Annotated in this window: 22 protein-coding genes and 1 pseudogene; 19 read left to right on the plus strand and 4 right to left on the minus strand. The window is 40.8% G+C overall.

Annotated elements, in window-relative coordinates:
- The first annotated feature begins 192 nt into the window (after positions 1-192).
- The 12 genes from relB (at position 193) to ACVPON_RS02290 (ending at position 9,893) form a co-directional block, all read left to right on the plus strand.
- The gene (relB, locus tag ACVPON_RS02235) at positions 193-420 is read left to right on the plus strand and encodes a type II toxin-antitoxin system RelB family antitoxin (RefSeq protein ID WP_462875757.1); all 228 of its coding nucleotides are present in this window, start codon (positions 193-195) and stop codon (positions 418-420) included.
- Complete coding sequence (locus tag ACVPON_RS02240) at positions 410-676, plus strand: type II toxin-antitoxin system RelE family toxin (RefSeq protein WP_462875759.1); 267 nt, start codon at positions 410-412, stop codon at positions 674-676. Before relB ends, ACVPON_RS02240 begins: the two co-directional genes overlap by 11 nt.
- Positions 677-954: 278 nt before the next feature.
- Positions 955-1,881 (plus strand): DMT family transporter, encoded by a 927-nt coding sequence (locus tag ACVPON_RS02245; protein WP_462875844.1) that lies wholly within the window; start codon positions 955-957, stop codon positions 1,879-1,881.
- A gap of 627 nt (positions 1,882-2,508) precedes the next feature.
- A complete protein-coding gene (locus tag ACVPON_RS02250) occupies positions 2,509-3,135 on the plus strand; it encodes a copper homeostasis protein CutC (protein WP_462875762.1) in 627 nt (208 codons plus the stop codon).
- A gap of 809 nt (positions 3,136-3,944) precedes the next feature.
- Positions 3,945-4,472, plus strand: coding sequence for a YqeG family HAD IIIA-type phosphatase (locus ACVPON_RS02255; RefSeq protein WP_462875765.1), 528 nt, complete (start codon positions 3,945-3,947; stop codon positions 4,470-4,472).
- On the plus strand, positions 4,473-5,579 hold the full coding sequence (gene yqeH, locus ACVPON_RS02260; protein ID WP_462875767.1) for a ribosome biogenesis GTPase YqeH: 1,107 nt from the start codon (positions 4,473-4,475) through the stop codon (positions 5,577-5,579).
- Positions 5,580-5,600: 21 nt separating this feature from the next.
- The gene (gene yhbY, locus ACVPON_RS02265) at positions 5,601-5,912 is read left to right on the plus strand and encodes a ribosome assembly RNA-binding protein YhbY (RefSeq protein ID WP_462875770.1); all 312 of its coding nucleotides are present in this window, start codon (positions 5,601-5,603) and stop codon (positions 5,910-5,912) included.
- 42 nt (positions 5,913-5,954) lie between these two features.
- Positions 5,955-6,587, plus strand: a complete 633-nt coding sequence (locus ACVPON_RS02270) for a nicotinate-nucleotide adenylyltransferase (RefSeq protein WP_462875772.1) — start codon at positions 5,955-5,957, stop codon at positions 6,585-6,587.
- Positions 6,584-7,222, plus strand: a complete 639-nt coding sequence (yqeK, locus tag ACVPON_RS02275; protein WP_462875774.1) for a bis(5'-nucleosyl)-tetraphosphatase (symmetrical) YqeK — start codon at positions 6,584-6,586, stop codon at positions 7,220-7,222. Before ACVPON_RS02270 ends, yqeK begins: the two co-directional genes overlap by 4 nt.
- A 237-nt stretch (positions 7,223-7,459) precedes the next feature.
- A complete protein-coding gene (rsfS, locus tag ACVPON_RS02280; RefSeq protein ID WP_462875776.1) occupies positions 7,460-7,810 on the plus strand; it encodes a ribosome silencing factor in 351 nt (116 codons plus the stop codon).
- 251 nt (positions 7,811-8,061) lie between these two features.
- Positions 8,062-8,796: a class I SAM-dependent DNA methyltransferase gene (locus tag ACVPON_RS02285; protein ID WP_462875778.1), complete on the plus strand. Its 735-nt coding sequence runs from the start codon at positions 8,062-8,064 to the stop codon at positions 8,794-8,796.
- Positions 8,793-9,893 (plus strand): nucleotidyltransferase, encoded by a 1,101-nt coding sequence (locus tag ACVPON_RS02290; RefSeq protein ID WP_462875780.1) that lies wholly within the window; start codon positions 8,793-8,795, stop codon positions 9,891-9,893. Before ACVPON_RS02285 ends, ACVPON_RS02290 begins: the two co-directional genes overlap by 4 nt.
- A 322-nt stretch (positions 9,894-10,215) precedes the next feature.
- Here ACVPON_RS02290 and ACVPON_RS02295 read toward each other — a convergent pair whose 3' ends face one another.
- Positions 10,216-10,419 (minus strand): hypothetical protein, encoded by a 204-nt coding sequence (locus tag ACVPON_RS02295; RefSeq protein WP_462875782.1) that lies wholly within the window; start codon positions 10,417-10,419, stop codon positions 10,216-10,218.
- A gap of 716 nt (positions 10,420-11,135) precedes the next feature.
- On the opposite strand from ACVPON_RS02295, the gene ACVPON_RS02300 reads away from it, so the two are divergent.
- A complete protein-coding gene (locus ACVPON_RS02300; RefSeq protein WP_462875846.1) occupies positions 11,136-13,232 on the plus strand; it encodes an AAA family ATPase in 2,097 nt (698 codons plus the stop codon).
- Positions 13,233-14,843: 1,611 nt separating this feature from the next.
- Here the strand turns inward: ACVPON_RS02300 and ACVPON_RS02305 are convergent.
- Complete coding sequence (locus ACVPON_RS02305) at positions 14,844-15,962, minus strand: hypothetical protein (RefSeq protein ID WP_462875784.1); 1,119 nt, start codon at positions 15,960-15,962, stop codon at positions 14,844-14,846.
- 179 nt (positions 15,963-16,141) lie between these two features.
- On the opposite strand from ACVPON_RS02305, the pseudogene ACVPON_RS02310 reads away from it, so the two are divergent.
- Positions 16,142-16,492, plus strand: a pseudogene (locus ACVPON_RS02310) (helix-turn-helix domain-containing protein); the annotation flags it as partial.
- A 418-nt stretch (positions 16,493-16,910) separates the two neighbouring features.
- Here ACVPON_RS02310 and ACVPON_RS02315 read toward each other — a convergent pair.
- Positions 16,911-17,618, minus strand: coding sequence for a GntR family transcriptional regulator (locus ACVPON_RS02315; RefSeq protein ID WP_462875786.1), 708 nt, complete (start codon positions 17,616-17,618; stop codon positions 16,911-16,913).
- A 173-nt stretch (positions 17,619-17,791) separates the two neighbouring features.
- On the opposite strand from ACVPON_RS02315, the gene malQ reads away from it, so the two are divergent.
- The 5 genes from malQ to ACVPON_RS02340 all read left to right on the plus strand — a co-directional run bounded on the left by malQ (position 17,792) and on the right by ACVPON_RS02340 (position 25,690).
- Positions 17,792-19,300 (plus strand): 4-alpha-glucanotransferase, encoded by a 1,509-nt coding sequence (gene malQ / locus ACVPON_RS02320; protein ID WP_462875788.1) that lies wholly within the window; start codon positions 17,792-17,794, stop codon positions 19,298-19,300.
- The gene (gene glgP / locus ACVPON_RS02325; protein WP_462875790.1) at positions 19,293-21,557 is read left to right on the plus strand and encodes a glycogen/starch/alpha-glucan family phosphorylase; all 2,265 of its coding nucleotides are present in this window, start codon (positions 19,293-19,295) and stop codon (positions 21,555-21,557) included. The genes malQ and glgP overlap by 8 nt, the downstream gene beginning before the upstream one ends.
- A gap of 18 nt (positions 21,558-21,575) precedes the next feature.
- Complete coding sequence (locus ACVPON_RS02330) at positions 21,576-22,367, plus strand: endonuclease/exonuclease/phosphatase family protein (protein WP_462875792.1); 792 nt, start codon at positions 21,576-21,578, stop codon at positions 22,365-22,367.
- Positions 22,368-22,377: 10 nt separating this feature from the next.
- Entirely contained in the window at positions 22,378-24,549 is a 2,172-nt protein-coding gene (locus ACVPON_RS02335; RefSeq protein ID WP_462875794.1) for a PTS transporter subunit IIBC, read from the plus strand.
- A 523-nt stretch (positions 24,550-25,072) separates the two neighbouring features.
- Positions 25,073-25,690, plus strand: coding sequence for a hypothetical protein (locus ACVPON_RS02340; protein ID WP_462875796.1), 618 nt, complete (start codon positions 25,073-25,075; stop codon positions 25,688-25,690).
- A gap of 381 nt (positions 25,691-26,071) precedes the next feature.
- On the opposite strand, the gene ACVPON_RS02345 is transcribed toward ACVPON_RS02340, so the two are convergent.
- Positions 26,072-26,704: a DUF2812 domain-containing protein gene (locus tag ACVPON_RS02345; RefSeq protein WP_462875799.1), complete on the minus strand. Its 633-nt coding sequence runs from the start codon at positions 26,702-26,704 to the stop codon at positions 26,072-26,074.
- Positions 26,705-26,711 lie beyond the last annotated feature (7 nt).

The following is a 26,711-nucleotide window of genomic DNA, read 5'->3' on the forward strand; positions in this document are numbered from 1 at the left end:
ATTAGGTTTTAGAGATAGAAGATAAGGGGAGAGGAAGATGAAAATGAGCCATCCTTGCTTCAAAAAAAGTGCTTAATAAACAAAGTGATATAAGAAAACGTTCATGCGTTTGACGTGGCTAGATAGTATAAACTATTGACAATTCGTTATCTTTGTTATACAATGTATTACAGAAAGAAAAGGTATCACAATATGGGAATAGTATCATTGAGATTAAACAGTGCAGAAGAAGAACTTTTCAGAAGTTACGCAACGCATACAGGTAAAACCCTATCAGAATTGTTTAAGAATGCTTTAGTGGAGCAGATAGAGGACAAACTAGACTATGAAGCTGGTATCCGAGCCTTGAAAGAGTTCGAGAAGAACCCTATTACTCATTCAATAGACGACATCATCGAGGAGTTAGAAAATGAGTTATAGACTAGTCCTCAGTGATGATGTCAAGAAACAACTGAAAAAAATGGATAAGCATATAGGGCTGATGTTAGCTAAAGACATGAAAAAGCGCCTTGATGGCTTAGTCAATCCAAGACAAATCGGAAAGGCATTGACAGATCAATTCAAAGGGCTATGGCGCTATCGGGTTGGGAACTATCGCATTATCTGCGACATTCAAGACGATAAGCTGATTATACTAGCTCTTGAAATAGGACACCGGAAAGAAATTTATAAATAGAGCCTAGCTACTGAACTGCACCCCAAAAGTTGGACACAAAATCTAACGATTGGGCAATGTCATTAAGTTAAGATTCTATTCCAATATTTATTGGATAGGGTCTTTTTATTTTTCAATAAAGTGATAGACTAAAATCAAAAAGGAGTTTCCCCTGCTTATGCGTACTTGGAAAAGACTGAGGAAAAAAGTGTAAAAAAGCGCTGATGGTTTCTTCTACTATTGCATTCTTACGGATAATGATATAATGAAAAGAAGTAAAATGAAGGAGAGATATGGAGATGAATGAAAAGATGAAAGGGACACTCTTGACCCTCATTGCAGGGATTGCTTGGGGCTTGTCAGGGGTGAGTGGACAGTTTATCATGGCAAGAGGTGTGACAGTAGAGATGGTGACGGTCCTGCGTTTGGCGATTTCGGGTGTTGTCTTGCTTGCTTTAGCCCTCTATCAAAATCCACAGAAAATCCAGCAATTATTGACAGATAAAAAAGCCTTGATCCGCTTGGTTCTCTTTTCGATTTTTGGTCTGGTCTTTAATCAAATCGCCTATCTAACAGCGATTTACCATACCAATGCAGGGACAGCAACAGTGTTACAATACCTATGCCCCATTTTGGTCTTGACCTATGTTTGTATAAGGAGAAGACAAAAGCCAACAGCGGTTGAAGTGATTGCTATATTCCTTGCTATTGCAGGTACTTTTGTCATTGCAACTCACGGTCAAGTCCATCAGTTAGCAGTGACACCACAAGGTTTGTTCTGGGGCTTGCTGGCTGCTATGACCTGTGCCCTTTATATCATTTTGCCAATCAGTATCATTAAACAATACGGCAGTCTATTGGTGATTGGGCTTTCTATGTTATTGGGAGCACTTGAGGTCAGTCTATTTTTTCAGCCATGGAAGCAAGTTCTTCCCTTTAATGTGGAGATTTTCTGGGGCTTAATTGGTATCGTGGGAATTGGAACTGTCTTTGCTTACACAGCCTTTTTAAAAGGTGTGAGTATGGTTGGTCAGGTTAATGGAAGTCTACTTGCTTCGATCGAGCCGATCTCTTCCGTCTTTTTTGCGGTTTTATTGCTTGATGAGGCTTTCTATCTGCTCGATTGGCTCGGCATGGTGTTGATTTTACTTGCAGTCCTACTCATTTCAACCAAAGACCTGCTCTGGGTGCGAAAAAAACGAAAGCATCTCTCCATGAGAGAGTAGAACGCTAGTGGTATACTTCTTTTTCGTCCATGATTGACTATTCTTTGGTTTTCGACAAGTCATCAGTAGCCCCTTAAAATATTGACTTGTTCCTTAAAGTGATTCTCCTCTATTACCTCGACGAGTATTGAGCAGGACTTGTTCCGTAGCTGGGATGTTCACTTTATGTCACTGCCTTTAGTATATGGAGAAAATCAATGGCTTTGGAGCTTTCCTCTTTTTTCTTTGTAAAAAATATTGTTGGGTTGCTCTATCTACAGTCCGAAAACTTTATGGTGATTGATCGGGATGCCTCCTAATCGCTTCAGTTTATCCTTATTTTAAAGAAGGAGTGGCGAAATACCACGACAAATGAATGCATGAAGAACCTTTTGTTTTCAGAAATCATATTTTCAATATTGCCGGCAGTTTTTGGTAGAAAAATGCGGTATAATAGCTTTGAAAATGAGGGATTAACCCGTTAAAGTGTACGTTTTGTGAAAAGATTTTGAAAAAATGTATGTAGCTAGAAAATCGTTCTATGCATTTTCTTCCCGCGTATGGCGTGTGAAATACAGGTTTTGAGTGCGTTTCAGCTTTCTTTTATGGTATACTAAAAGAAAAGGCTTACATAAATGGAGGTTCTGGATGAAGGAATTTTGTGCGGAGAATCATGTGCGGATTGCACAAGCCATCGCTTTAGGGGCAGGTCGGATTGAACTATGTGACAATTTAGCAGTAGGGGGTACGACTCCTAGCTATGGGGTCATTCGGTCGGTATGTGATGTAGCCCACGAACAAGGAGTATCGGTTATGACCATGGTACGACCTCGTGGGGGAGACTTTTGCTATGATGTAGCAGAAAAACAGATGATGCTAGAAGATGCGAGAATTGCCAAAAATTTGGGTTCGGATGGGCTTGTGTTTGGTGCCCTTACGGAGGATAATTGGCTTGACGAAGAATTTATCGTTCAGCTCTTGGACGAAATTGGCGACTGCGAGAGTGTCTTTCATATGGCCTTTGACATGATTCCGCGTAAACGCCAGTTTGAAGCCTTAGATTGGTTAGTTGAGCAGGGAGTAGTGCGGATTTTAACACGCGGAGGGATTCATGGCTCTGCTGAAGAGAATACAGCCTGGCTCAAAGAGTTGATTGCCTATGCAGCAGGTCGAATTGAGATTCTGATCGGAGGCGGTGTTACAAAAGAGAACGCGGAGCGTTTGATGAAAGAGCTCGGTGTCTCTCAGGTTCATGGTACGCGTTTGTTTTGGTAAGGTAGGGCTTGTTTTTAAGACTGAATGCTTACAATAAGGACAGAAAAGGTGCTTGATACTCATCAGGTACTTTTATTTTCCATTCGCCATTTGCCTTAAAATATGGTAAAATAGACTAATTAGATTCTTTTATAGTTGTTTCGTTTCCACAATTCATCTAGAAGAGTGAAACAGTTCGGCGGACTGTTTCAGCCTGAGCCTAGAAATTTGAGAGCGAAGTGGGCAAGGTTGGAAATAAGGAAACGTAGTTTCCACAATCGTTGAAGGAATAAACGTTAAACGAAATGAGTATATAGTGCTTTCGTTTTAAAATAAAATCTATCAATAAGTCGATAGGTACAAAAGAAATAGCGAACGACGATAGGAGACGGATGCAGTGTTCAATGAAGCTAATACTCAATAAAAATCAAAAGTAGACTAGCTTTCACAATTAAGAATTGTGAAAGGTTGGAGATGAGAGTAGCACCGCTCATTTCCTTATAATCGAAGCCCAAGGTAGAATGAGCCTTCACCAAGGCAAGTTGACCAAGTATCCTTTCGATTTTTAAAGGGTATAAGAAAGCCTGTCCCTGAAGGGATTCTATACTATTAAAGTTAGAAACTTTGTTTGTCTTATAGCGAATCACCCACGTCGCTGGTACTAGCAAAAGCAAGAACAACTGCCCATCTTTTTCACACAGTGCTTAGCTCGTGTGCAATGATACATTTGACTAAAAGACCCTAATAAAGAAAGAAGAGAGCGAGACTGACAAAATGGAAAGTTGGTCTGTAAGGACTGCTAGTTAGCTCTCAGAACAGTGGAGAATAATGTGACGATTGAGAATTACATGCCAGATTTTGTGCTTGAAAAAGCCTATGATGTGACAGTAGAAAGTTTGCAAAAATACCGGATTCGGACAGTTTTTGTAGATTTAGATAATACCTTGATTGCTTGGAACAATCCAGACGGAACTCCTGAGATGCGTAAATGGTTGCATGATTTACGCGATGCGGGCATTCATGTGGTGGTTATTTCGAATAATAAATATGAACGTGTAAAACGAGCAGTTGAACGTTTTGGAATTGATTTTGAAGCCTTTGCCTTGAAACCTTTTACTTTTGGGATTGAACGTGCGATTAAACGCTTTGGGATCAAGAGAGAAGAAGCTATTATGATCGGGGATCAGCTCATGACAGATATTCGGGCTGCCAAGCGTGCAGGCATTCGTTCTGTTCTGGTAAGACCGCTCATTAAAACAGATTCGATCAATACCCAAATCAATCGCTGGCGTGAACGTCGTATGCTGAAGAAAATAACTGCCAAGTATGGTGCATTTGATTATAAGAGGGAAATGTAAGTGGAAGAATTGTATTGTATTGGTTGTGGAGCCTTGATTCAGACTGAAACAAAAGAAGCAGCAGGTTATACCCCAAAATCTGCCTTAACAAAAGGATTAGAAATCGGTCAAGTTTATTGTCAACGCTGTTTCCGTCTCCGTCACTATAATGAAATTTCAGATGTGAATATTTCAGACGATGAGTTTCAGGCCCTTCTTCACCGTGTTGGTGAAAGTGATGCCTTAGTAGTAAATGTAATTGATATTTTTGATTTTAATGGTTCGGTCATTCCTGGTTTACCACGTTTTGTATCTGGGAATGATGTCCTTTTGGTCGGAAATAAAAAGGATATTTTACCCAAGTCTGTTAAGGACGGGAAAGTTACTCAATGGTTGACTGAACGGGCTCATGAAGCAGGACTGCGCCCTGTTGATGTGATGCTGACGTCTGCTAAAAGTAAGTATGCGATTAAGGACTTGATTGATAAGATTGAGCAGTATCGCAAGGGACGTGATGTCTATGTGGTTGGGGTGACCAATGTCGGGAAATCGACCTTGATCAATGCTATTATTCAGGAAATTACAGGGGACAAGGATGTGATTACGACGTCTCGGTTCCCTGGGACAACTTTGGATAAGATTGAGATTCCTCTGGACGATGGCTCTTATATCTATGATACACCAGGGGTTATCCATCGTCATCAGATGGCGCATTATTTATCTGCTGAAAATTTGAAATTTGCTAGTCCGAGAAAAGAAATGAAGCCCAAGACTTACCAGTTAAATCCAGAGCAAACTCTTTTTTTAGCTGGTTTGGGACGTTTTGACTTTATCGCTGGAGAAAAGCAAGGCTTTACTGCCTTTTTTGACAATGAGTTACCGCTCCACCGCACCAAGTTGGCAGGAGCTGATGCTTTTTATGAAAAACACGCAGGAAGTCTATTGGTACCACCAACCCACTCAGAATTAGGGAGCTTCCCAGAACTAGTTCGGCACGAATTTACCATCACAGAAAAGACCGATGTTGTCTTTTCTGGCCTCGGTTGGATTCGGATCAATAGAGCCGCTAAGGTAGCGGCTTGGGTACCGAAAGGGGTCGGTCTTGCTATCCGCAAGGCTATTATATAAAGATAGAAAAAAGGGAATACTATGACATTGACATCAAAACAACGCGCCTTTCTCAACAGTCAGGCACATGGTTTGAAACCCATTATTCAAATTGGGAAATACGGTTTGAATGATCAGATTAAGACAAGCGTCCGTCAAGCCTTAGATAGACGAGAATTGATTAAGGTCACTCTATTGCAGAATACGGACGAAAATATCCACGATGTAGCCGCAACATTGGAAGAAGAAATTGGGGTAGATACGGTACAAAAAATCGGGCGAACCTTGATTCTCTTTAAGCAGTCGAGTAAGAAAGAAAATCGAAAACTTTCTGTTAAAGTGAGAGATATCTAGTGGGATGTTTCTAGGAATGGATGAGTTGGATAAGGAGTTAGAATGGCACTTGAGCTCTTAACACCTTTTACAAAGGTTGAGTTAGAAGTTGAAAAGAGAGAAACAAATCGCAAGCAGGTTGGTATTTTGGGAGGAAATTTCAATCCTGTTCATAATGCCCATCTAATTGTTGCTGATCAGGTTCGGCAACAGTTAACATTAGATGAGGTCTTGCTGATGCCTGAATTTCTACCGCCTCATGTTGATAAAAAAGAAACGATTGATGAATTACATCGCTACAATATGCTGAAAATGGCGATTGCAGGAATAGAAGGTCTTGGTATTGAGACGATTGAACTGGAGCGTCAAGGAGTTAGCTATACCTATGACACTATGCAATTATTGAAAGAAAAGAATCCCGATACGGATTACTATTTCATCATCGGTGCAGATATGGTGGATTACTTGCCGAAATGGCATCGGATTGATGAATTGATTCAGTTGGTACAGTTTGTCGGGGTACAGCGTCCGCGTTATAAGGCGGGAACTTCCTATCCGATTATTTGGGTGGATGTCCCTTTGATGGATATCTCCTCAAGTATGGTTCGTCAATTTATTCAGCAAGGGCGTGTGCCAAACTTTATGTTACCGCATGAAGTCTTGGATTATATTGAAGAAAAAGGACTTTACAAATGATTGCAGCAGATTTATCCTTTGATCGGGCACGACTTCTAGAACAGATTAGGGCAACAATGTCTGAGAAACGCTTTTGTCATGTCCTTGGTGTAGAAGAAGCTGCGCTTGAGTTGGCTGATCAGTACGGTTGTGATGAACGAAAAGCAAGTCTTGCAGCCTTACTCCATGATTATGCTAAGGAAATGAGTGACCAAGTCTTTTTGGATTTGATTGACCAACATCATTTGGGAGAAGACTTGAAGAAGTGGGGCAATAATATCTGGCATGGTGTGGTTGGAGCCTATAAAATCAATCAGGATTTTGGGCTTGAGGACAGGGAAATTTTACAAGCTATTCAGCGCCATACGGTAGGAGCTGCCCAGATGACCTTACTGGATAAGGTTCTCTATGTAGCAGATTACATTGAGCCAAATCGTGATTTTCCTGGAGTACAAGAAGCAAGAAGATTGGCTAGACATTCCTTGGACCAAGCGGTAGCTTTTGCGACAGCACATACAGTAGCACACTTGGCACAAAAAAGTATTCCGATTTATCCTCAAACCATTGAAACCTATAATGCTTATGTTGGATATTTGAAGCATGAAGGTCTGGCAGCTAAAATGAAAAGAGGAAGTGGACAAGAACTTGACAAGTGAAAAAGAGTTTGCCCCCTTTCTTATTTCCAGTTGTTGTGTCGGAAGTTGGAAATCGGAAATGAAGCGAAGGTGTTCGCATCAGTCGTTGAGGTTAGATTTGGAGTGACAGATACGAAGAAAAAGGACTGATACTTGCTCTGTAAGGAGCTTGCTTAGGTCCGCACGATTAAAGGGAGATATCAAAAGGTCTTGAATATGAACTAAAAGACTATGGGATAATGAATAATGAGGTAAAATGTGAAAGAAAAGGAATTAGTAGAATTGGTCGTAAAAGCGGCTGATGAAAAACGTGCAGAAGATATGATTGTGCTTGATGTAAGGTCCTTGACCAGTGTGACAGACTATTTTGTCATTGCTAGTTCAATGAATAGCCGTCAATTAGAAGCAATTGCAGCTAACATTCGTGAAAAAGTGAAGGAAGCAGGCTTTGGGACTAGTCAAGTAGAGGGAGATGCAGCAGGAGGCTGGGTACTCTTAGACCTAGGTGGTGTCGTTCTCCATATCTTCTCAGAAGAAATGCGTGACCACTACAACCTTGAAAAATTGTGGTATGAAGCAGAGAATATTGATGTAGCTGAGTGGTTATAAGTCTTAGAACCTGTATTCACAGTTTAGCACTTCCATCTAAGGATCGTTTTTTCAATATACAGTCAAACCCTAACCTTGATGAGCGAAAAATGCTTTCTTATACAAAAGCACTTTACTTGTGAATACAGATTCTTCATCTGTTTTCAGTTATACATGTAAATGAAAAGAACGATAAAAATCAAAAGGAAGCAACTCTAGTTTGCCCTCGGTTTTTGTGTGTTCGATGGTTTTTCAAGAAAAGAAAGGAACATATGGCAACTTATGAAACCTTTGCTTCAGTCTATGATGCGATTATGGACGATCGTCTCTATGACCAATGGACAGCATTTAGCTTGAGACATTTTCCAAAAGGAAAGACAAAACTGCTTGAATTAGCCTGCGGGACAGGCATTCAGTCCCTGCGTTTTAAGGAGGCAGGCTTTGATGTGACAGGACTGGATCTTAGTCGAGAGATGCTTGAATTAGCCAAAAAACGAAGTCAAAAAGCAGGATTAGACATTCCTTTTTTAGAGGGCAATATGCTAGACTTGTCTAGCCTTGCTTGCTTTGATATGGTAACCTGTTATTCGGATTCGCTTTGCTATATGGAGGATGAAGTTGAGGTTGGTCACGTTTTTCAAGAGGTTTACCAACATCTCAATGAGGGTGGTCGTTTCCTCTTTGATGTGCATTCAACCTATCAAATGGATGAGCTTTTTCCAGGATATAGTTATCATGAGAATGCAGAAGATTTTGCCTTTGTCTGGGACACTTATGCGGATGAACCGCCACATTCTATCGTGCATGAGTTAACCTTCTTTGTGAAAGAAGCGGACGGTCGCTTTAGCCGAATGGATGAAATCCATGAGGAACGGACTTATGACCTTATGACCTATGATGTGTTATTAGAGCAGGCGGGCTTTAAAAATGTTCAGGTCTATGCGGATTTTGAGGACAAGGCACCAACTGAGACCAGTGCTCGCTGGTTCTTTGTAGCAGAAAAATGAGCGTTACAGGGATTATTGCGGAGTTCAATCCTTTCCACAATGGGCACGCTTACTTACTCTCGCAAGCAAAAGGGATAAAGATTGTCGCCATGAGTGGGAACTTTACCCAGAGGGGGGAGCCTGCGATTGTGGACAAGTGGATAAGGGCACAAATGGCGCTCGAAAATGGGGCAGACTTGGTAGTCGAATTGCCTTTCTTGGTCAGTGTACAATCAGCAGACTTCTTCGCTCAGGGAGCAGTAGAGATTTTGGATCGCTTAGGGATTGACCGGTTGACCTTTGGCACCGAAGAACTGTTCGATTATAGAAAAATAGCAGAGCTCTACGAGCTGAGGAGGGCTGAAATGGCAGACTTTTTGGGTTGCCTACCTAATAGCCTCAGTTACCCTGAAAAAACACAGGCTATGTGGGAGACCTTTGCAGGTCTAACCTTTTCAGGGAATACGCCCAACCATGTTCTGGGGCTTGCCTATGCCAAGGCTGTTGCGGGAAAGGATATTGCTCTTCACCCAATTGAGCGAAGAGGAGCTGGTTTTCATTCTTTGGACAGTCATTTGGAATTTGCCTCGGCAACAGCGCTAAGAAATCGGATTGACGATACAGAGTTTGTTGGAACCTTTAGTCCCAGTTTAGACTTGATTCAGCAAGGAAAGTGTGTTTCATGGACAGATTATTTTTCCTATCTCCGCTATCAAATCCTTTCAAATCCTGATTTGACAAGGATTTACCAAGTCAATCAAGAAATGGCAAGTCGCATTAAAGAAGCAAGCAAAACTGCTAATTCCATTGAAGATTTAGTGGAAAAGACAGCGACCAAACGCTATACAAAGGCACGGGTACGTAGGCTTCTGACTTATATCTTGGTTCAGGCAAGTGAAGCACCCCTTCCAGAAGCCATTCATGTGCTGGGATTTACAGAGAAAGGACGCAGGCATCTGGCGAGTTTGAAGCAGCAGGTTTCGCTTGTCAGTCGCATTGGCAAAGAGCCTTGGGATAGTGTAACCCAGCAGGCGGATAAAATCTATCAACTGGGTCATCCCGATTTGACCGAGCAGAATATTGGCAGAGTGCCGATAGGAGTAGCTAGGAAGTCGTGATGGAAAGTGGCAAGGCAGGAATAGTTACTCACTCTTTCCCTTGTTTTGTACCCATTTACCTATTGACTTAAGCTGCATTATTTTTTAAAGCAAAAGTACCATATAATGAAAAAGAGGCAGGAATGAACTTCCTGCCTCGTACATGTTTATAGTTTTATTTGTTGCCTACTCTCTATCTGACTAGCCTGTCAGTCAGATGAGTTTATTAACCAAATAGAAATTCTAGGAAGGAGACGATAGCTCCCCTAAAGAAAGGGATAATAAACAAGCCAACAAGGATTCCTAAAATAAATAATTGTATGTTTTTATTTTTCCACTTCATTTACTGACACCTACCTGAATGATCTATGATAACCCCAGGATAAGTAAAGGGGCCGCCTTGTGGGATAATCACTTGCCCTGCACCATTTCTTACTTGTTGTAGCATATAACTGTGAACTCTTCCTAGTCCCCAAGCTACCCAGTCAGAAGGAGCCTTTCCCGTTGTATACTTTATGGTTCCATCAACAACCCAGGCAACAATCATACCTGCAAAAAGTACAGCAACTGCTCCATGTTTATTTCTTTTTTGTAAATTTCTTCATTGCTAAAGGCTATTTCACTTTTAACCTCGGACATTTCCACGGTTGTTCTTTCGTCTGTCTTTACTGTTGATACAAATACAGGTCATAATTTTTTTCATAGTCCTGCTCCTTTCTACATTTAAAGACTAGACACGAAAAATACTGTAAGGTCTCCAATAGCTTGCTTCTAGTCAATCTCCTTTCTCACAAGCTATCCTTACCACTTTCTTCAACTCCATCATACACCGATTCTCTAAAAAAACAAGTTTTTTTGTCAAAATATTTATGTTATAATAGAGAGGTTGAGGGATTTTTATTTTCTTTTGTAATAGGCTCCTAGTTCGTTTAGTTTCTGCTTGCTCCGACTGTTGTATTTAACAAATAGTTTGCTTTGCCATCATTGGTCAAAAAAAGTCAAAAAAATTCTTGACTTTTACTGACCAATGATGTATACTAGGTGTGTAGGGTTAGGAAACCTTACAGGATCAAGTGTTTTTAAGTTTTTTCTTTTAAACTATTGGTCAGTAAACATCAAATAAAACATTGAAATGATGTGAAGCATGGCTTCGATTTCTTTTGAAATAAAGGTCAGAGAAAGTCAAATAAGATTGATGAATTCTCTTTTTTTAAAAGGAAAAAGTCAGTAAACATCAAATCAATTGCATAGTGAGGTATGAATATGAACAACAATGATTATAACTTTAACAGTATGGACGATCTTTTCAATCAACTGATGGGACGTATGGGTGGGTATCATACAGAGAATCGCCGCTATCTGATCAATGGTCGTGAAGTAACGCCAGAAGAATTTGCCCATTACCGTGCAACAGGTCAACTACCACAAGTAGAAGGACAAGAGGGAAACTTACACAACCCACACTTCAAAAAAGACGGTATTCTCGTAAAGCTCGGCCGTAACCTAACAGCTGAAGCAAGAGAGGGGCTACTAGACCCCGTTATTGGACGCAATAAGGAAATCCAAGAAACAGCAGAAATCCTTTCTCGCAGAACCAAGAATAATCCCGTTCTGGTAGGTGACGCAGGAGTTGGGAAGACAGCGGTTGTAGAAGGGCTTGCTCAAGCCATCGTAGGCGGTGAGGTGCCTGCTACGATTAAAAATAAGGAAGTGATATCAATTGATATTTCAGGTCTGGAAGCAGGTACTCAGTATCGTGGTAGCTTTGAGGAAAATATCCAAAACCTTATGGCAGAAGTCAAGGAAATAGGGAACGTCATCGTCTTCTTTGATGAAATTCATCAAATCCTTGGTGCAGGCAGCACCGGTGAAGGAGGTTCTAAAGGTCTTGCGGACATCTTGAAACCAGTCCTTTCTAGGGGAGAATTGACAGTGATTGGGGCAACCACTCAAGACGAGTATCGCAATACTATTTTGAAAAATGCGGCTCTTGCCCGCCGTTTCAATGAAGTCAAGGTCAATGCACCGTCTGCAGAAGATACCTATAAAATCCTCCAAGGAATCCGTGATTTGTATGAAAAACACCACAATGTTATCCTGCCTGACGAGGTCTTGAAAGCGGCAGTAGATTATTCGGTTCAATATATTCCGCAACGGAGCTTACCGGACAAGGCGATTGATCTGCTTGATGTGACGGCAGCCCATCTAGCAGCACAACATCCTGTGACAGACATTCATGCTATTGAGGCAGAGATTGCCCGGGAAAAAGAAAAGCAAGAAAGTGCTGTCCAAAAAGAAGATTATGAGGCAGCCTTGAATGCCAAGGTTCGCATTGAAGAATTGGAAAAACAAATAAAAAATCATGCAGAAGATACGAAAGTGACGGCTAGTCTCAATGATGTGGCAGCATCAATCGAGCGTATGACAGGTATTCCAGTATCTCAAATGGGCTCAAGTGATATCGAACGCTTGAAAGAAATGAATAGCCGTCTAAAGACCAAGGTGATTGGTCAAAATGATGCGGTAGAAGCTGTAGCTCGTGCCATTCGTAGAAACCGTGCAGGTTTTGATGAGGGCAGTCGCCCAATCGGTAGCTTCCTCTTTGTGGGACCGACCGGAGTTGGGAAGACCGAATTGGCAAAACAGTTAGCACTCGATCTCTTTGGTACAAAAGATGCGATTATCCGCTTAGATATGTCTGAGTACAGCGACCGTACAGCGGTTTCCAAATTGATTGGTACAACAGCAGGATATGTGGGCTACGATGACAATAGCAATACTCTAACCGAACGTGTCCGGAGAAATCCCTACTCTATTATTCTTCTAGATGAAATTGAAAAGGCAGATTCACAAGTGATAACCCTTCTGCTTCAAGTACTTGATGACGGACATTTGACAGATGGTCAGGGAAATACAGTGAATTTTAAAAATACAGTTATTATTGCCACTTCAAATGCAGGTTTTGGCTATGAGGGAGCTGGGAGTAATGAAGAGGACAAAGTGGAAATCATGGAACGTCTGAAGCCATTCTTTCGTCCAGAGTTTCTCAATCGCTTCAATGGGGTTATTGAATTTCTCCACCTTGGAAAAGAAGACTTGGCAGCCATTGTCGAGTTGATGCTGACAGAAGTCAACCACATGTTAGCAAAGAAAGAGATGCATCTAGAAGTGACAGATAAGGCGAAAGAGCATTTGATTGAGCAAGGCTATGATAAGGTGATGGGAGCACGTCCCCTCCGCCGTGTCATCGAGCAAGAAATCCGTGACAAGGTAACAGACTTCTACCTTGACCACTTGGAAGCAAAGGAACTCCTCGCAGATATAGTAGACGGCACATTAACAATTAGTGAGAAAAAATAAGATACGAGAGCGTTAAAAGCACAAAGTGAAAATAGGAAATCTGACGAGTGAAAAGCTCCAGTGGAGGTTTTCAGCCCTAAAGGGATTCTCATCTGCAATCGGTTAAAGCCAAAACAGTGTCTATCTTTTTCACACAGAGTTTAGGGCGAGTTCAATTAAGATGTGAGGACGTTAAGAGCCAAGTAAAAATAGAAGATAGACGACGTGTTCGATGAACACGAGGAAATCTCTCTTTTTTACACAGCTCTTAGTCCGAACTCAGTTAAATCCAAGATACAAAGGGCGTAAAAAAAGCGAACGAAAAATAGGAAGTTCTTCTAGAAGCTAGAGCTTCTAGAAGAAGTTATCTTTTTTCCGAGCTTTTAGCCCGTGTTCAGTTAAGACGTGGGAGCGGATTGACACGAGTTTCACTCGTTTTATTTCCAACCTTTTTAACAGTCTATCCTTAGACTGTTAAAGCACAAAGCGAAAATAGAAAATCTGACGAGTGAAAAGCTCCAGTGGAGGTTTTCAGCCCTAAAGGGATTCTCATCTGTAATCGGTTAAAGCCAAAACAGTGTCTATCTTTTTCACACAGAGTTTAGGGCGAGTTCAATTAAGATGTGAGGACGTTAAGAGCCAAGTAAAAATAGGAGATAGACGACGTGTTCGATGAACACGAGGAAATCTCTCTTTTTTACACAGCTCTTAGTCCGAACTCAGTTAAATCCAAGATACAAAGGGCGTAAAAAAAGCGAACGAAAAATAGGAAGTTCTTCGCAGAAGCTAGAGCTTCTAGAAGAAGTTATCTTTTTTCCGAGCTTTTAGCCCGTGTTCAGTTAAGACGTGGGAGCGGATTGACACGAGTTTCACTCGTTTTATTTCCAACCTTTAACAGTCTATCCTTAGACTGTTAAAGCACAAAGTGAAAATAGGCGGTCGAGCAGAAGTTGCTTGCAACTTCGTTGCGAGACCCCTGCGAGGCTAGGTAGGCTAGTCACAAATGAAATGCAGGGAATAGCCAGCTAGCTACCGCCAATAGAATAAGTGATTGTATTTCATTCAATTTATGGTCTTTTTCGCACAGAGTTTAGGGCGAGTTCAATTAAGATGTGAGGACGTTAAGAGCCAAGTAAAAATAGAAGATAGACGACGTGTTCGATGAACACGAGGAAATCTCTCTTTTTTACACAGCTCTTAGTCCGAACTCAGTTAAATCCAAGATACAAAGGGCGTAAAAAAAGCGAACGAAAAATAGGAAGTTCTTCGCAGAAGCTAGAGCTTCTAGAAGAAGTTATCTTTTTTCCGAGCTTTTAGCCCGTGTTCAGTTACATAAGATACGAGAGCATTTGACACGAGTATCAGTCATTTTATTTTCAACCTTCACCAGTCTGGTATAGACTGGTGAAGCAACTCCTAGAAAAAATAGATAATCGAAGTAGCTTGTCTTGCAAGCAATGAGATTTATCCTTACTTTCTGATTTCTCAGCTCGGGTAAAACGAATCTACTGGATTTTTTTACTCATTAAGATAAGATGACAAAGTATCCTTTTGATTTTCAAAGAGTATAAAACAATTTCATGACCTACATATCACAAAAGAGAAGACCAACTAGTCTTCTCTTTTGGAAGGTTACCTTATCCAAATATGGAACCCATCAGCACCAATTTCTTTTTCAAAAATGATGGTATTTTCACTAATATCGTATTCTATCAATTTACTACCAGCTAAAACTAATAGTGTGTGGTCGTCAATCTGTTTAATATCCTTTAGGTAGTCTGTTTCAACGGACAATCCTAATTGAGATAAATCAACGAAACGTGATGTGTGTTTCGTTAAATCAAATAGACTGAATCCAATTTTTCCTGAATCATTTCTTTCATGTTCTATTGCTAACAAATCTTTGTTCAATTCAAAAATATTAACAGGAGCAATTTCAGATAAATCAAAAAATTCTTTATGACCTGTCTCCATGTTATAGTGAAAAACTTGTCCTGAAACGACCCTTTCCTTAGTTGAGTTGATTCGATATCCACTTGAAACAGAGTAGAGTTGGTCTCCTCTAACAATACTATCATGGAAAAAATAAGTGGATTCTGGATCTTCAAAGAGAACTTCTTTATTCTCGAATTGTAACTTTTTGTTTTTGATTAACAATTTGTTCAGATACACTGGGTAATTTTCATCACCTCTTACAGTTGTTCCTAGGAAGTAAATGCTATCTCCATCAATGGAAAAGTCTGCCGCGATAATAGGATCGGCAAAAACATATTTATCCAACTCGTTTAAATTTGTATCAAAAATTGCAATAAAACTATCATCTGTATTTGCCTCAGAAGTAAAATAATAGTCGGGTCCTACGCCAGATGATGTATAAGCATAGTCAGAAGTTTCATAATATTTCATTTTCCCTGTTTTAAAATCAACTGCTACTATTCTCCCTACCACTCCTAAAGGAGGACCCTCTTCAGAGAAGAGTAAGTAACGGTTGGCAATTTCTGCACGCTTAATAGTCTGATTAATCTGCCCCTTTACAATCTCTAATTTATTATCAGAAACTTTCTTGAACTGATTATTTTCTAGCTCGTAACCTTCAATACCGTGGTATCCCACTATATAAAAATCGACATCTGACTGCACAGAAAACTGCTCAAATGTTGAGATAAATAGTCTTTGTATTAAGAAGAATACTCCAATAGCAAGTACAAGTGATATGATGATACCTTTTCCAATCTTTGATTTATTAGCCATAAATTACTTATTCCCGTAAACAACAGTCGTTTTTGAATTCGTTACAAACTCCCTATTTGTTTTATATCCCCAATTTTTGAATAGTAGGATTTTTTATGTCAATGAAAACCCTTTCTTTATACATCTATTTTAGCATAGATACTATTATTTTCAAAATTTTATGACTAAAAGAGAGAGTCAACTATTCTCTATTAGTGAGATTGTACCAGATAAAAAATCTGAATCAGCAAGAGTTTCTTTTTGGCTACATTAGAGTTCGTTACAACTATGCCCATTATTTGCTATCAAAAGATAGGTATAGTGAAGCGATACAGGAAGCCCTTGAAACCATTGAATTTTGTAAATTAAAACAGACAAGCTATCAGCTAGCCTGTTTACTCATACTTGTTGGCAATGCTGGAACATACTTTTTAGATAGGGAAGAAGTAAACAACTATTATTTAGAAGCGAGAGAGTTATGCAAAATCTATCCTAATCCTCTCATATTGATCAAGATTGAACAGTACTTAAAAGAATTGAATACTGTCTAGTCTACCAGTTCCTAAGTCTTGGAAATAGAGAAACAGAGTTTCACAATCGTCGAAGTCATAAAAGGGAAACGAAATGAGTATAATACTCACTAAAAATCAAAAGTAGACTAGCTTTCACAATTAAGAATGGTGAAGGGTTGGAAATGAGAGTAGCACCGCTCATTTCCTTATAAACGACGCCGAAGGTAGAACTAGCGTTTTCCAGGGCAAGTTGACGAAGTATCCTTTTGATTTTTAAAGAGTATAACATAGTTTGTTTTTTAAAAGACAATAAAGGAGTGAGGGAATCGAGGCTTTAAAATCTCGATTCCCTCACTCCTTTGTTATTGGGTTTGGATAGTGATAGTTGTTCATGTTGACGATGAACCAACAGGTTAATCAATCAACTGTGAGAGGTGTTGGGATAGAATCCCAATTTTTAGCGCTTAGCGGTTGAGGTAAAGGTGATTTTATCAGGGCGATAGCTGATACTGCCGTATTGAAAGGCTTGACCATTGTCCAGGTAGCTGATACTTTTGACCACGACTACCATGTCGTAGTCCCCTAAGTCAAGGTTTTTGCGTTCTTCTTCATTGGCATAGCGGAAAGAGATTTCGCGCTGTGAATGACTGATGGTCAGATTCAGTTCCTTTTCCAGATAGCGGTAGATGGAGCCTTCCACAATGCTACGATTGAGATAAGGAACAACTCGACGGTCAAAATAGGAAACCTCATATTCAATCGCTTCTCCGTTCATTGTACGAGAGCGTCCCACACGATAAAAATCGACCTGCTCGTCCACATGAAATGCCTCCATGAGGAGAGGCTCTCCTTGGACAATATAAAGGCTAGACAGTTTGGTTTTGACCTCATGGCTGTGTGGAAGGTTTAGTTCGTCAACAGTTTTTAGGGCAGACAAGGACTGGGGCTTTGCGACTGGTGGTTCTAGAACCATGGAGTTTCGTCCCTGTTGCTTGCGAATATAGCCATCTCGTTCCAAGAGTGATAGAGCCTTGCGAATGGTATCTTTTGAGAAATGATAGTGGCGCATCAGTTCATTCTCGCTGACTAGCTCTTGATTGGCTGGAAATACACCTGTGATAATCTTTTCTTTGATATCTTCATAAACGGTTTGATACTTGCTCATCCCCTATCCTCCTATCCTTTTAAGTATATCATAAAAGAAAGAATAGTTATACGTACAAGTGTTGAGAAAACATTGAAATCAGGGAAGAAAATAAACTGTTACGTAAAAGTTATTGACAAAAGCAAACGTTTGCGTTAGAATGAGGAAGTAAGGGAAAAGAAAGGAATACGTATATGACCAATCGTACAAGTGGTGTTTTGATGCACATTACTTCCCTACCAGGGAAGTTCGGCATTGGAACGTTTGGGAAAGAAGCCTATGATTTTGTGGATTTCTTGGTGGAAACGAAACAAACCTACTGGCAAATTCTTCCCTTGACAACGACTAGCTACGGGGATTCTCCCTACCAATCCTTTTCTGCCATTGCAGGAAATACCAATCTAATTGATTTTGATTTACTGGTTGAAGCAGGTTGCCTGCAAGTCGACGACTATGAGCAAGTGAATTTTGGGGAAGATCCAGAAATGATTGACTACGCTCAGTTATATACCGCACGCCGTCCGATTCTAGAAATGGCTGTAAAAGGATTTTTAGCTCAAGACAATCAGCTTGCAGCGTTTAGAGAATTTGAAAAAGCCAATTCCTCATGGTTAAATGATTATGCTGAATTTATGGCAATGAAAGAACACTTTGGCAATAAGGCGCTTCAAGAGTGGGAGGACAAGAAAGTTCTTGCCCGTAATGAAGAAACCCTTGAAAAATATCGCCAAGACTTGGCTGAACAGATTGAATACTTCAAGGTAACCCAATATTTCTTCTTTAGCCAATGGAAGGAATTGAAAGCCTATGCCAATCGCAAACATATCAAGATTATTGGGGATATGCCAATCTATGTCTCTGCAGATAGTGTGGAGGTGTGGACCAAGCCCCATCTCTTTAAGTTAGACAGCAATCGCAAGCCTCTTTATGTGGCGGGGGTTCCTGCAGATAACTTTAGTGTAGACGGTCAACTCTGGGGCAACCCGCTTTATGACTGGGTAGAGCATGAAAAGACAGGCTTTAGTTGGTGGATTTATCGCATTCACGAAAGTTTTAAGCTCTATGATGTCTTACGAATTGACCATTTCAAGGGATTTTCAGATTTCTGGCAGGTAGCAGGCGATGCAAGAGTAGCCAAAATCGGAACGTGGGAGCCAGGTCCAGGTTATAGTCTCTTTAAGGTAGTGAAAGAAGCCTTAGGAGATCTACCGATCATCGCTGAAGACTTAGGAAATATCGATGCAAAAGCGAGAAAACTCTTGAACGACTGTGGTTATCCAGGCATGAAGATTTTGCAGTTTGGCTTAGAAGATGTCAATGGTAAGAGTATAGATAGTCCGCATCGTTGTATTCCAAACTCCGTAGCTTATACAGGTACCCATGATAATGAGGTGATCAATGGTTGGTACAATGGCTTGACGGCAGAACAGCAGGAATACGTTGATGATTATAGCAACCGTAAACCAATTGAGCCAGTTACTCAGGCAATGCTTCGTGTCTTGTTTGCGACTGTTAGCGATACGGTTATTGCAACCATGCAGGATATTTTGGATCTACCAGCTTCATCGCGGATGAACATGCCGTCTACAATCGGTGGCAATTGGCAATGGCGCATGAAATCGGAAGATTTAACCCAAGAGAAGAAAGACTTTTTAGTGAAAATTACGAAATTATATCAAAGAGGAAATGAACAAAATGACTAATTTTACAAACTTTGTAGCAGCAAATACAGCTAAAACAGTAAGCGAAATGACCAATGAGGAAATTTATTTCCAATTATTGCAGTATGTCAAAGAAGCAGCAGCAACCAAGCCAAAAAATACTGGCAAACGAAAGGTTTACTATATTTCAGCAGAGTTCCTCATCGGAAAACTCTTGTCCAATAACCTGATCAACCTAGGTGTATACCAAGACATTCAAGCAGAGCTGGCTGCGGCGGGTAAATCACTCAGTCAAGTAGAAGATGTGGAGCCAGAGCCTTCTCTTGGAAATGGTGGACTGGGTCGTTTGGCCTCTTGCTTTGTGGATTCGATGTCGACACTAGGCATCAATGGGGAAGGGGTTGGTCTCAACTACCACTGTGGTCTTTTCAAACAAGTCTTTGATAAGAATGAGCAAGAAGCAGAGCCGAACTTCTGGATTGAAGACCAGTCTTGGTTGATTCCGACCGATATTAGCTACGAAGTGCCATTTAAAGATTTCAGCTTGACTTCTAGGTTGGATCGTTTAGATATCTTAGGCTATAAGAAAGACCGGAAAAACTATCTCAACCTGTTTGATATTGAACGTGTCAACTATGATTTAATCCAAGACGGCATTGCCTTTGATAAAACAAAAATCAAGGAAAACTTGACCCTCTTCCTTTATCCAGATGATTCAGATAAAAATGGGGAATTGCTCCGTATTTACCAACAATATTTCATGGTATCAAATGCAGCACAACTCCTCATTGACGAAGCGATTGAGCGTGGTAGCAATCTCCATGATTTGGCGGACTATGCCTATGTACAAATCAATGATACCCACCCGTCAATGGTGATTCCAGAGTTGATCCGTCTCTTAACAGAAAAACATGGTTTAGATTTTGCAGAGGCAGTTGAGATTGTCCGCAATATGACAGGTTACACCAACCACACTATTTTAGCAGAAGCCTTGGAAAAATGGCCTCTTGCTTTCCTCGAAGAGGTTGTGCCTCACCTAGTGACGATTATTAAGGCATTGGATGCGATGGTACGGGTTACTTATCAAGACCCTGCCGTTCAGATGATTGATGAAACAGGTCGTGTTCACATGGCGCATATGGATATTCACTTCTCTAACTCCGTCAATGGGGTGGCAGCTCTCCATACAGAAATCCTCAAAAATTCTGAATTGAAAGCCTTCTATGACCTCTATCCAGAGAAATTCAATAATAAGACAAACGGAATCACCTTCCGTCGCTGGTTGGAGTTTGCCAATCAAGATTTGGCAGACTATATCAAGGAATTGATTGGAGATGCCTATCTTGAAAATGCGACAGAGCTTGAAAAACTAGCTGCCTATGCAGATGACAAGGCTGTTCATGCCAAGCTAGCCGAGATTAAATTCCAAAATAAACTAGCCCTCAAACGCTATCTCAAAGACAATAAGGGGATTGAACTAGATGAGCATTCTATCATTGATACGCAAATCAAGCGATTCCATGAGTACAAACGCCAGCAGATGAATGCTCTTTATGTGATTCATAAATATCTGGAAATCAAAAATGGCAATCTACCAAAACGGAAGATCACGGTGATCTTTGGTGGTAAAGCTGCGCCAGCTTATATTATCGCCCAAGACATTATCCACCTGATTCTTTGCTTGTCAGAATTGATTAACAACGATCCAGAAGTGAGTCCTTACCTCAATGTACATTTAGTAGAGAACTACAATGTTACTGTCGCTGAAAAACTAATTCCTGCAACGGATATCTCAGAGCAAATTTCCCTTGCTTCAAAAGAGGCCTCTGGAACAGGAAACATGAAATTCATGCTGAATGGAGCCTTGACTTTAGGCACTATGGATGGGGCTAACGTAGAGATTGCAGAGCTTGCAGGTAGCGAAAATATTTATACCTTCGGTAAGGATTCAGATACGATTATCGACTTGTATGCGACTGCTGGCTATGTATCCCGTGACTACTATGTAAATGATGAAGAAATCAAGCGTGCGGTTGATTTTATCGTCAGTGAAGATTTGGTACGTTTGGGAAATAGCGAACGCTTGGAGCGTTTGTATCAAGAACTCTTGAACAAGGATTGGTTCATGACCTTGATCGACTTGAAAGAGTATATCGCTGTTAAAGAGCAGGTCTTATCAGACTATGAGGATCAAGATACTTGGAATAAGAAAGTGATTCACAATATCGCAAAAGCTGGTTTCTTCTCATCTGATCGCACGATTGAACAATATAATCAAGATATTTGGCATAGTTACTAATCGTCGGGAGAAATCGACATGAAATTACTAACGCTTAATGTTCATGCCTGGTTAGAGGACAATCAGGTGGAAAAGCTGGATATTTTGGCTCGGACAATTGCTAAGAAGCAGTATGATGTGGTAGCTCTTCAAGAGGTCAATCAATTGATGACGGCTCCTCTAGTGACCAAGGAGATAAAAGAAGATAATTATGGTTTGCTTTTGGTGGAGAAGATCAACCAGTTGAGCAAGGACAAGTATTCCTTCTGTTGGAGTAATTCACATATTGGCTATGATAAATATGATGAGGGAATTGCCTTTCTCACCAAGCTACCAGTTTATGATGTGGATTCTTTCTATTGTACAAAACTTCAGACAGTGAAGTCTATCTTATCTCGCAAGATTCTTGGGATTACGGTTGCTTATCAAGGACAGATCATTGATTGTTATTCCTGCCACATGAACCTTCCAGACTGTCAAGAGGAAGACTCAGTGGACAATCTCCGAGCGATTGTGGAGCGTTCCAGTCATTCTCGCTTAAAGATTCTAATGGGAGATTTTAATACGGATGCGATTTCTGCCCCGGCTGATTATGAAGCAATGAAAGGGATTGGTTTACTGGATACCTATGAACTGGCTCAAGAAAAAGATGCAGGGATTACCGTATCAAAAGCCATTGACGGCTGGAATGCCCACAGTGCCCAAAAGAGAATTGATTATATCTTTTTAAATCAAAAACGCGAAGTCCTCTCAAGCCAGATTATCTTTAACGGGGAAAATCAAGCGGTTGTTTCAGACCACTTTGGACTTGAAGTGCATGTAAAATGTTAGGAGAATAGAAATGAAAAAATTTCTCAGTTTTGAATTTTGGCAAAAATTCGGAAAATGTTTGATGGTCGTGATTGCTGTTATGCCTGCGGCAGGTTTGATGGTCAGTATCGGCAATTCCCTTCCCTTGTTGAGTGCAGATTCTGAACTCTTGGCTCGCATAGGCAATATTATTGCTCAAATCGGTTGGGGAATCATAGGCAATCTTCACCTCCTATTCGCCCTAGCTATCGGTGGTAGCTGGGCGAAAGAACGGGCTGGTGGTGCTTTCTCAGCAGGACTTGCCTTTATCTTAATTAACTTGATTACAGGGAATTTCTTTGGGGTGACTGTAGCCATGCTATCTGATTCCCAGGCACATGTGTCTACTGTCTTTGGGACACAGATTCCTGTAGCCAACTATTTTGTCAATGTTCTTGGACAACCAGCCCTTAATATGGGTGTCTTTGTTGGGATTATTGCTGGTTTTGTTGGAGCCACGGCTTTTAATAAATACTACAACTACCGCAAATTACCTGATGCCTTGACCTTCTTTAATGGGAAACGCTTTGTACCCTTTGTCGTCATTTATCGTTCAGTCTTGGTGGCTCTTGTTCTAGCTATTTTTTGGCCTCTTGTCCAAACGGGGATCAATAGTTTTGGTAAGTGGATTGCCAATTCACAGGATACTGCGCCAATCCTTGCTCCCTTTATTTACGGAACCTTGGAACGTCTCTTGCTTCCGTTTGGTTTGCACCATATGTTGACGATTCCAATGAACTATACATCGCTAGGAGGGACCTATGAGATTATGACAGGTGCCCAAGCTGGTCAAGAAGTGTTTGGACAAGATCCCTTGTGGCTGGCATGGATTACAGATTTGATTAATCTTAAAGGGGCGGGAAATACTAGTCAGTATAATGACTTATTAGCAACTGTCACACCAGCTCGTTTCAAAGTTGGACAAATGATTGGCTCAACCGGCATCCTCATGGGGTTGACACTTGCTATGTACCGCAATGTGGACCCGGATAAGAAGAAAAAGTATAAGGGAATGTTTGTATCATCAGCCCTTGCAGTCTTCTTGACAGGGGTGACTGAGCCGATTGAATATATGTTCATGTTTGCCGCTATGCCCCTTTATGCAGTCTATGCACTCATTCAAGGAGCTGCCTTTGCCATGGCTGACATCGTGAACCTCCGTGTGCACTCATTTGGAAATATCGAGTTTTTGACACGTACACCAATGGCATTGAAAGCAGGTATAGGACTTGATGTAGTGAACTTTATCTGGGTATCAGCCCTCTTTGCCGTTTTGATGTATGTCATTGCAGACTTTATGATTAAGAAGCTGAATCTTGCAACAGCAGGTCGCAATGGAAACTACGATACTGAAACAGCAGATGATACACCTATTTCAGGAGATGCGGGTGTTGCAGACGCAAATTCTCAGATTGTGCAAATCATCAACCTGTTAGGCGGTCCTGATAATATCGCAGATGTTGATGCTTGTATGACCCGCTTACGTGTCACTGTCAAGGATATTGAAAAAGTAGATGATGAGGCTGCCTGGAAGCAGGCAGGGGCAATGGGCTTGATTACCAAGGGCTCAGGTGTGCAAGCAGTCTATGGTCCAAAAGCAGATGTCTTGAAGTCAGACATTCAAGACCTACTCGATTCTGGACTGGAGATTCCGAAAACGAATGTAGCTGTTCGTGAAGATGCAGGTGTAGAAGAAACCTTTAAAGGTCTTACCGCAGAGGTACGGGCTGTAGCAGATGGTCAAGCCATGGAGATTACCGAAGTGAGTGATCCGGTATTTGCACAAAAAATGATGGGAGACGGTTATGCCATTGAGCCTATAAGTGGTAATATCTATGCACCAGTCTCTGGTCTGGTCACCAGTGTCTTTCCAACCAAGCATGCAGTCGGATTGTTGACAGATAGTGGCTTGGAAATTTTGATTCACGTTGGTTTGGATACAGTTGCCCTAAACGGAGTACCATTTTCTATTAAGGTATCAGATGGTCAACGTGTGGAAGCAGGAGACCTGCTTCTCGTTGCAGACCTTGAGGCAATCAAGTCAGCAGACCGTGAAACAACAGTTGTCGTTGCCTTTACCAATACGGCTGAAATCAAGGCTGTCCATTTGCAAAATCTTGGAATAGTCAATAAAGACACTGTTCTTGCCCAAGTAGAATTATAGAACAACCGATTTCTCTGCTGGCGCTCGTGTTCCACTTATCGGAATACACAATTTTACTCCTTAAAAATAGCCTCCCCTATTTCAGTTCAACTACTGACAGGGGAGGTTTCTTTACTATAAAAGAAAGTCTCAAAGAAGTATACATACAAACTAATACTCAATAAACATCAAAAGTAGACTAGCTTTCACAATTAAGAATGGTGAAAGGTTGGAAATGAGAGTAGCACCGCTCATTTCCTTATAGTCGAATCCGAAGGTAGAACGAGCCTTCACCAAGGCAAGTTGACGAAGGATCCTTTTGCTTTTTAAAGAATATAAAAGACGATCATCTATTGGATTGATAGCTCCCTAGCCTTTGCTTAGGGAGTTTTCACATACTTTCCAGCCCAATGGCTTGTAAATTTTTAAAAATTATGGTAGTATAAAATAAATGTAAAACCTTTTATAGATCCTCTTTATACAAAGAGGAAGAGAGTTGAAGTAATTAAAAAACGTATAAATCATTGCATAGAAAAGAGGGGTTATGAGAAAGTTTTTACAAAATGTTGTGACAGAAGTTGTTTATTATTTGGAGTTGATTCTCTCGGCGATTTTAGCAGTTGCGCTCCTCATTTTATCGCTTCTTTTATTGGGGGACTTGGTGTCAGCTATTCCAGACGGCATTCAGGGCAGTAACTTCCTACAAGAGTTTTTAAATCGGACGATTACACTTGCGGTCGGAGTGGAGTTTATTAAGATGTTGTGCAAGCAATCACCACGCACGGTGATTGAGGTTCTCCTCGTAGCGATTGCCCGTCAGTTGATTGTAGAGCATGCTTCGAGTGTGGACTATCTCATCGGAATGGTGTCGGTAGCCATTTTGTTTGCAGTCCGAAAATACCTCTTTATCCAGTTTGACGATTCAGATAATATCGTGATGCGGGCCAGTCAAAAAGTGAAAGTAGCCAATATCATCGCACGGGTAAAAATTCCAGGAGAAAAGGGGGAGACCTTGCGCGATTTCGTCGTTCGCAAACTCAACGAAGAAGAAAAGACCATCTCAATCGGTGCCTGTGTTTACTTGAAAAATGTAGCACTTCGTGTGGATAACATGCACGGAGACTTGATAACTCGAATCGAAATTATCAAGAGTATGTATTAGGAAGTGGACCCTTGTCTGCTTTTTTTATAGGTTTTGTTCTTTTCTATAGTGGCAGAAAGACTATGGAGATGATCTAGTCCTTTCGTTTATTAGTACTAGGCAAGGAGCTGCAGGCTGCTTCAATAGTCTAATGACTGTTGAAGGTTGGAAATCATACTGACGATAGTCAGTAACAATCGTAGAGTACGGCAAAGCGAGTCCAATCATCTGGAAGAGTGAAACAGTTCGGCGGACTGTTTCAGCCTGAGCCTAGAAATTTGAGAGCGAAGTGGGCAAGGTTGGAAATAGAGAAACGGAGTTTCCACTATCGTTGAAGTAATAAAAGCTAAACGAAATGAGTATATTGAGTATAAAAACTGGTTTCTCTCCTTTTTCAATGTGTCAAGGATTCTTTTTTCCGATTACTGTTTGGTGGCTTTTATTCTTATAGGCGACATAGAGGAAAAAGAAGGCAAATCCTAAGAAGATAAGTGCAGGGAGAACACTGCGGAAAAAGACAAAAGGGGTTTCAAAAAGAAAGGCTAGCCAGAAGTTGCTACCTGATTTTTCCCATAGACCGGGGGTCAGATAAAGTTCTTTAAGGTTCCAGAAGTGATGATTGGGATGTTGCCGAAACAGGATGATGAAGTATAGTATGCAGAGGCTAAAGAGATGAGTAGCTTGATTTTCTGCTCGTTTATGAAGAGCCTGACGGGATTCGTCATCTGAAAAAATATCAGCGTCCGTATTGCTCGCAATATGAACAAAATATTGATAGCTATTGCGCTTGCTGCCAGGAATGAGTGTCCAGCCACAGTCAGCAAAAAGAGAAAGATACTCAATATAATCTTGCTTAGAGGGAAATTGTCGGTAGTCCAAGCGCACGGTAGGGCTAGTAGTTCCGGGTTCAACTTTTTCAAAGGTATAGCCTGCTGTGTAAGGGTGGACTTTGATAAGCCGATAGCCTTGGGCTTGGATTTGGTTAATCCAGTTTTCTTGTTCTGGAATGGTTACAAATACTTTATGCTTTTTCATGAGGAGC

This window comes from Streptococcus sp. 1F3, assembly GCF_054968985.1.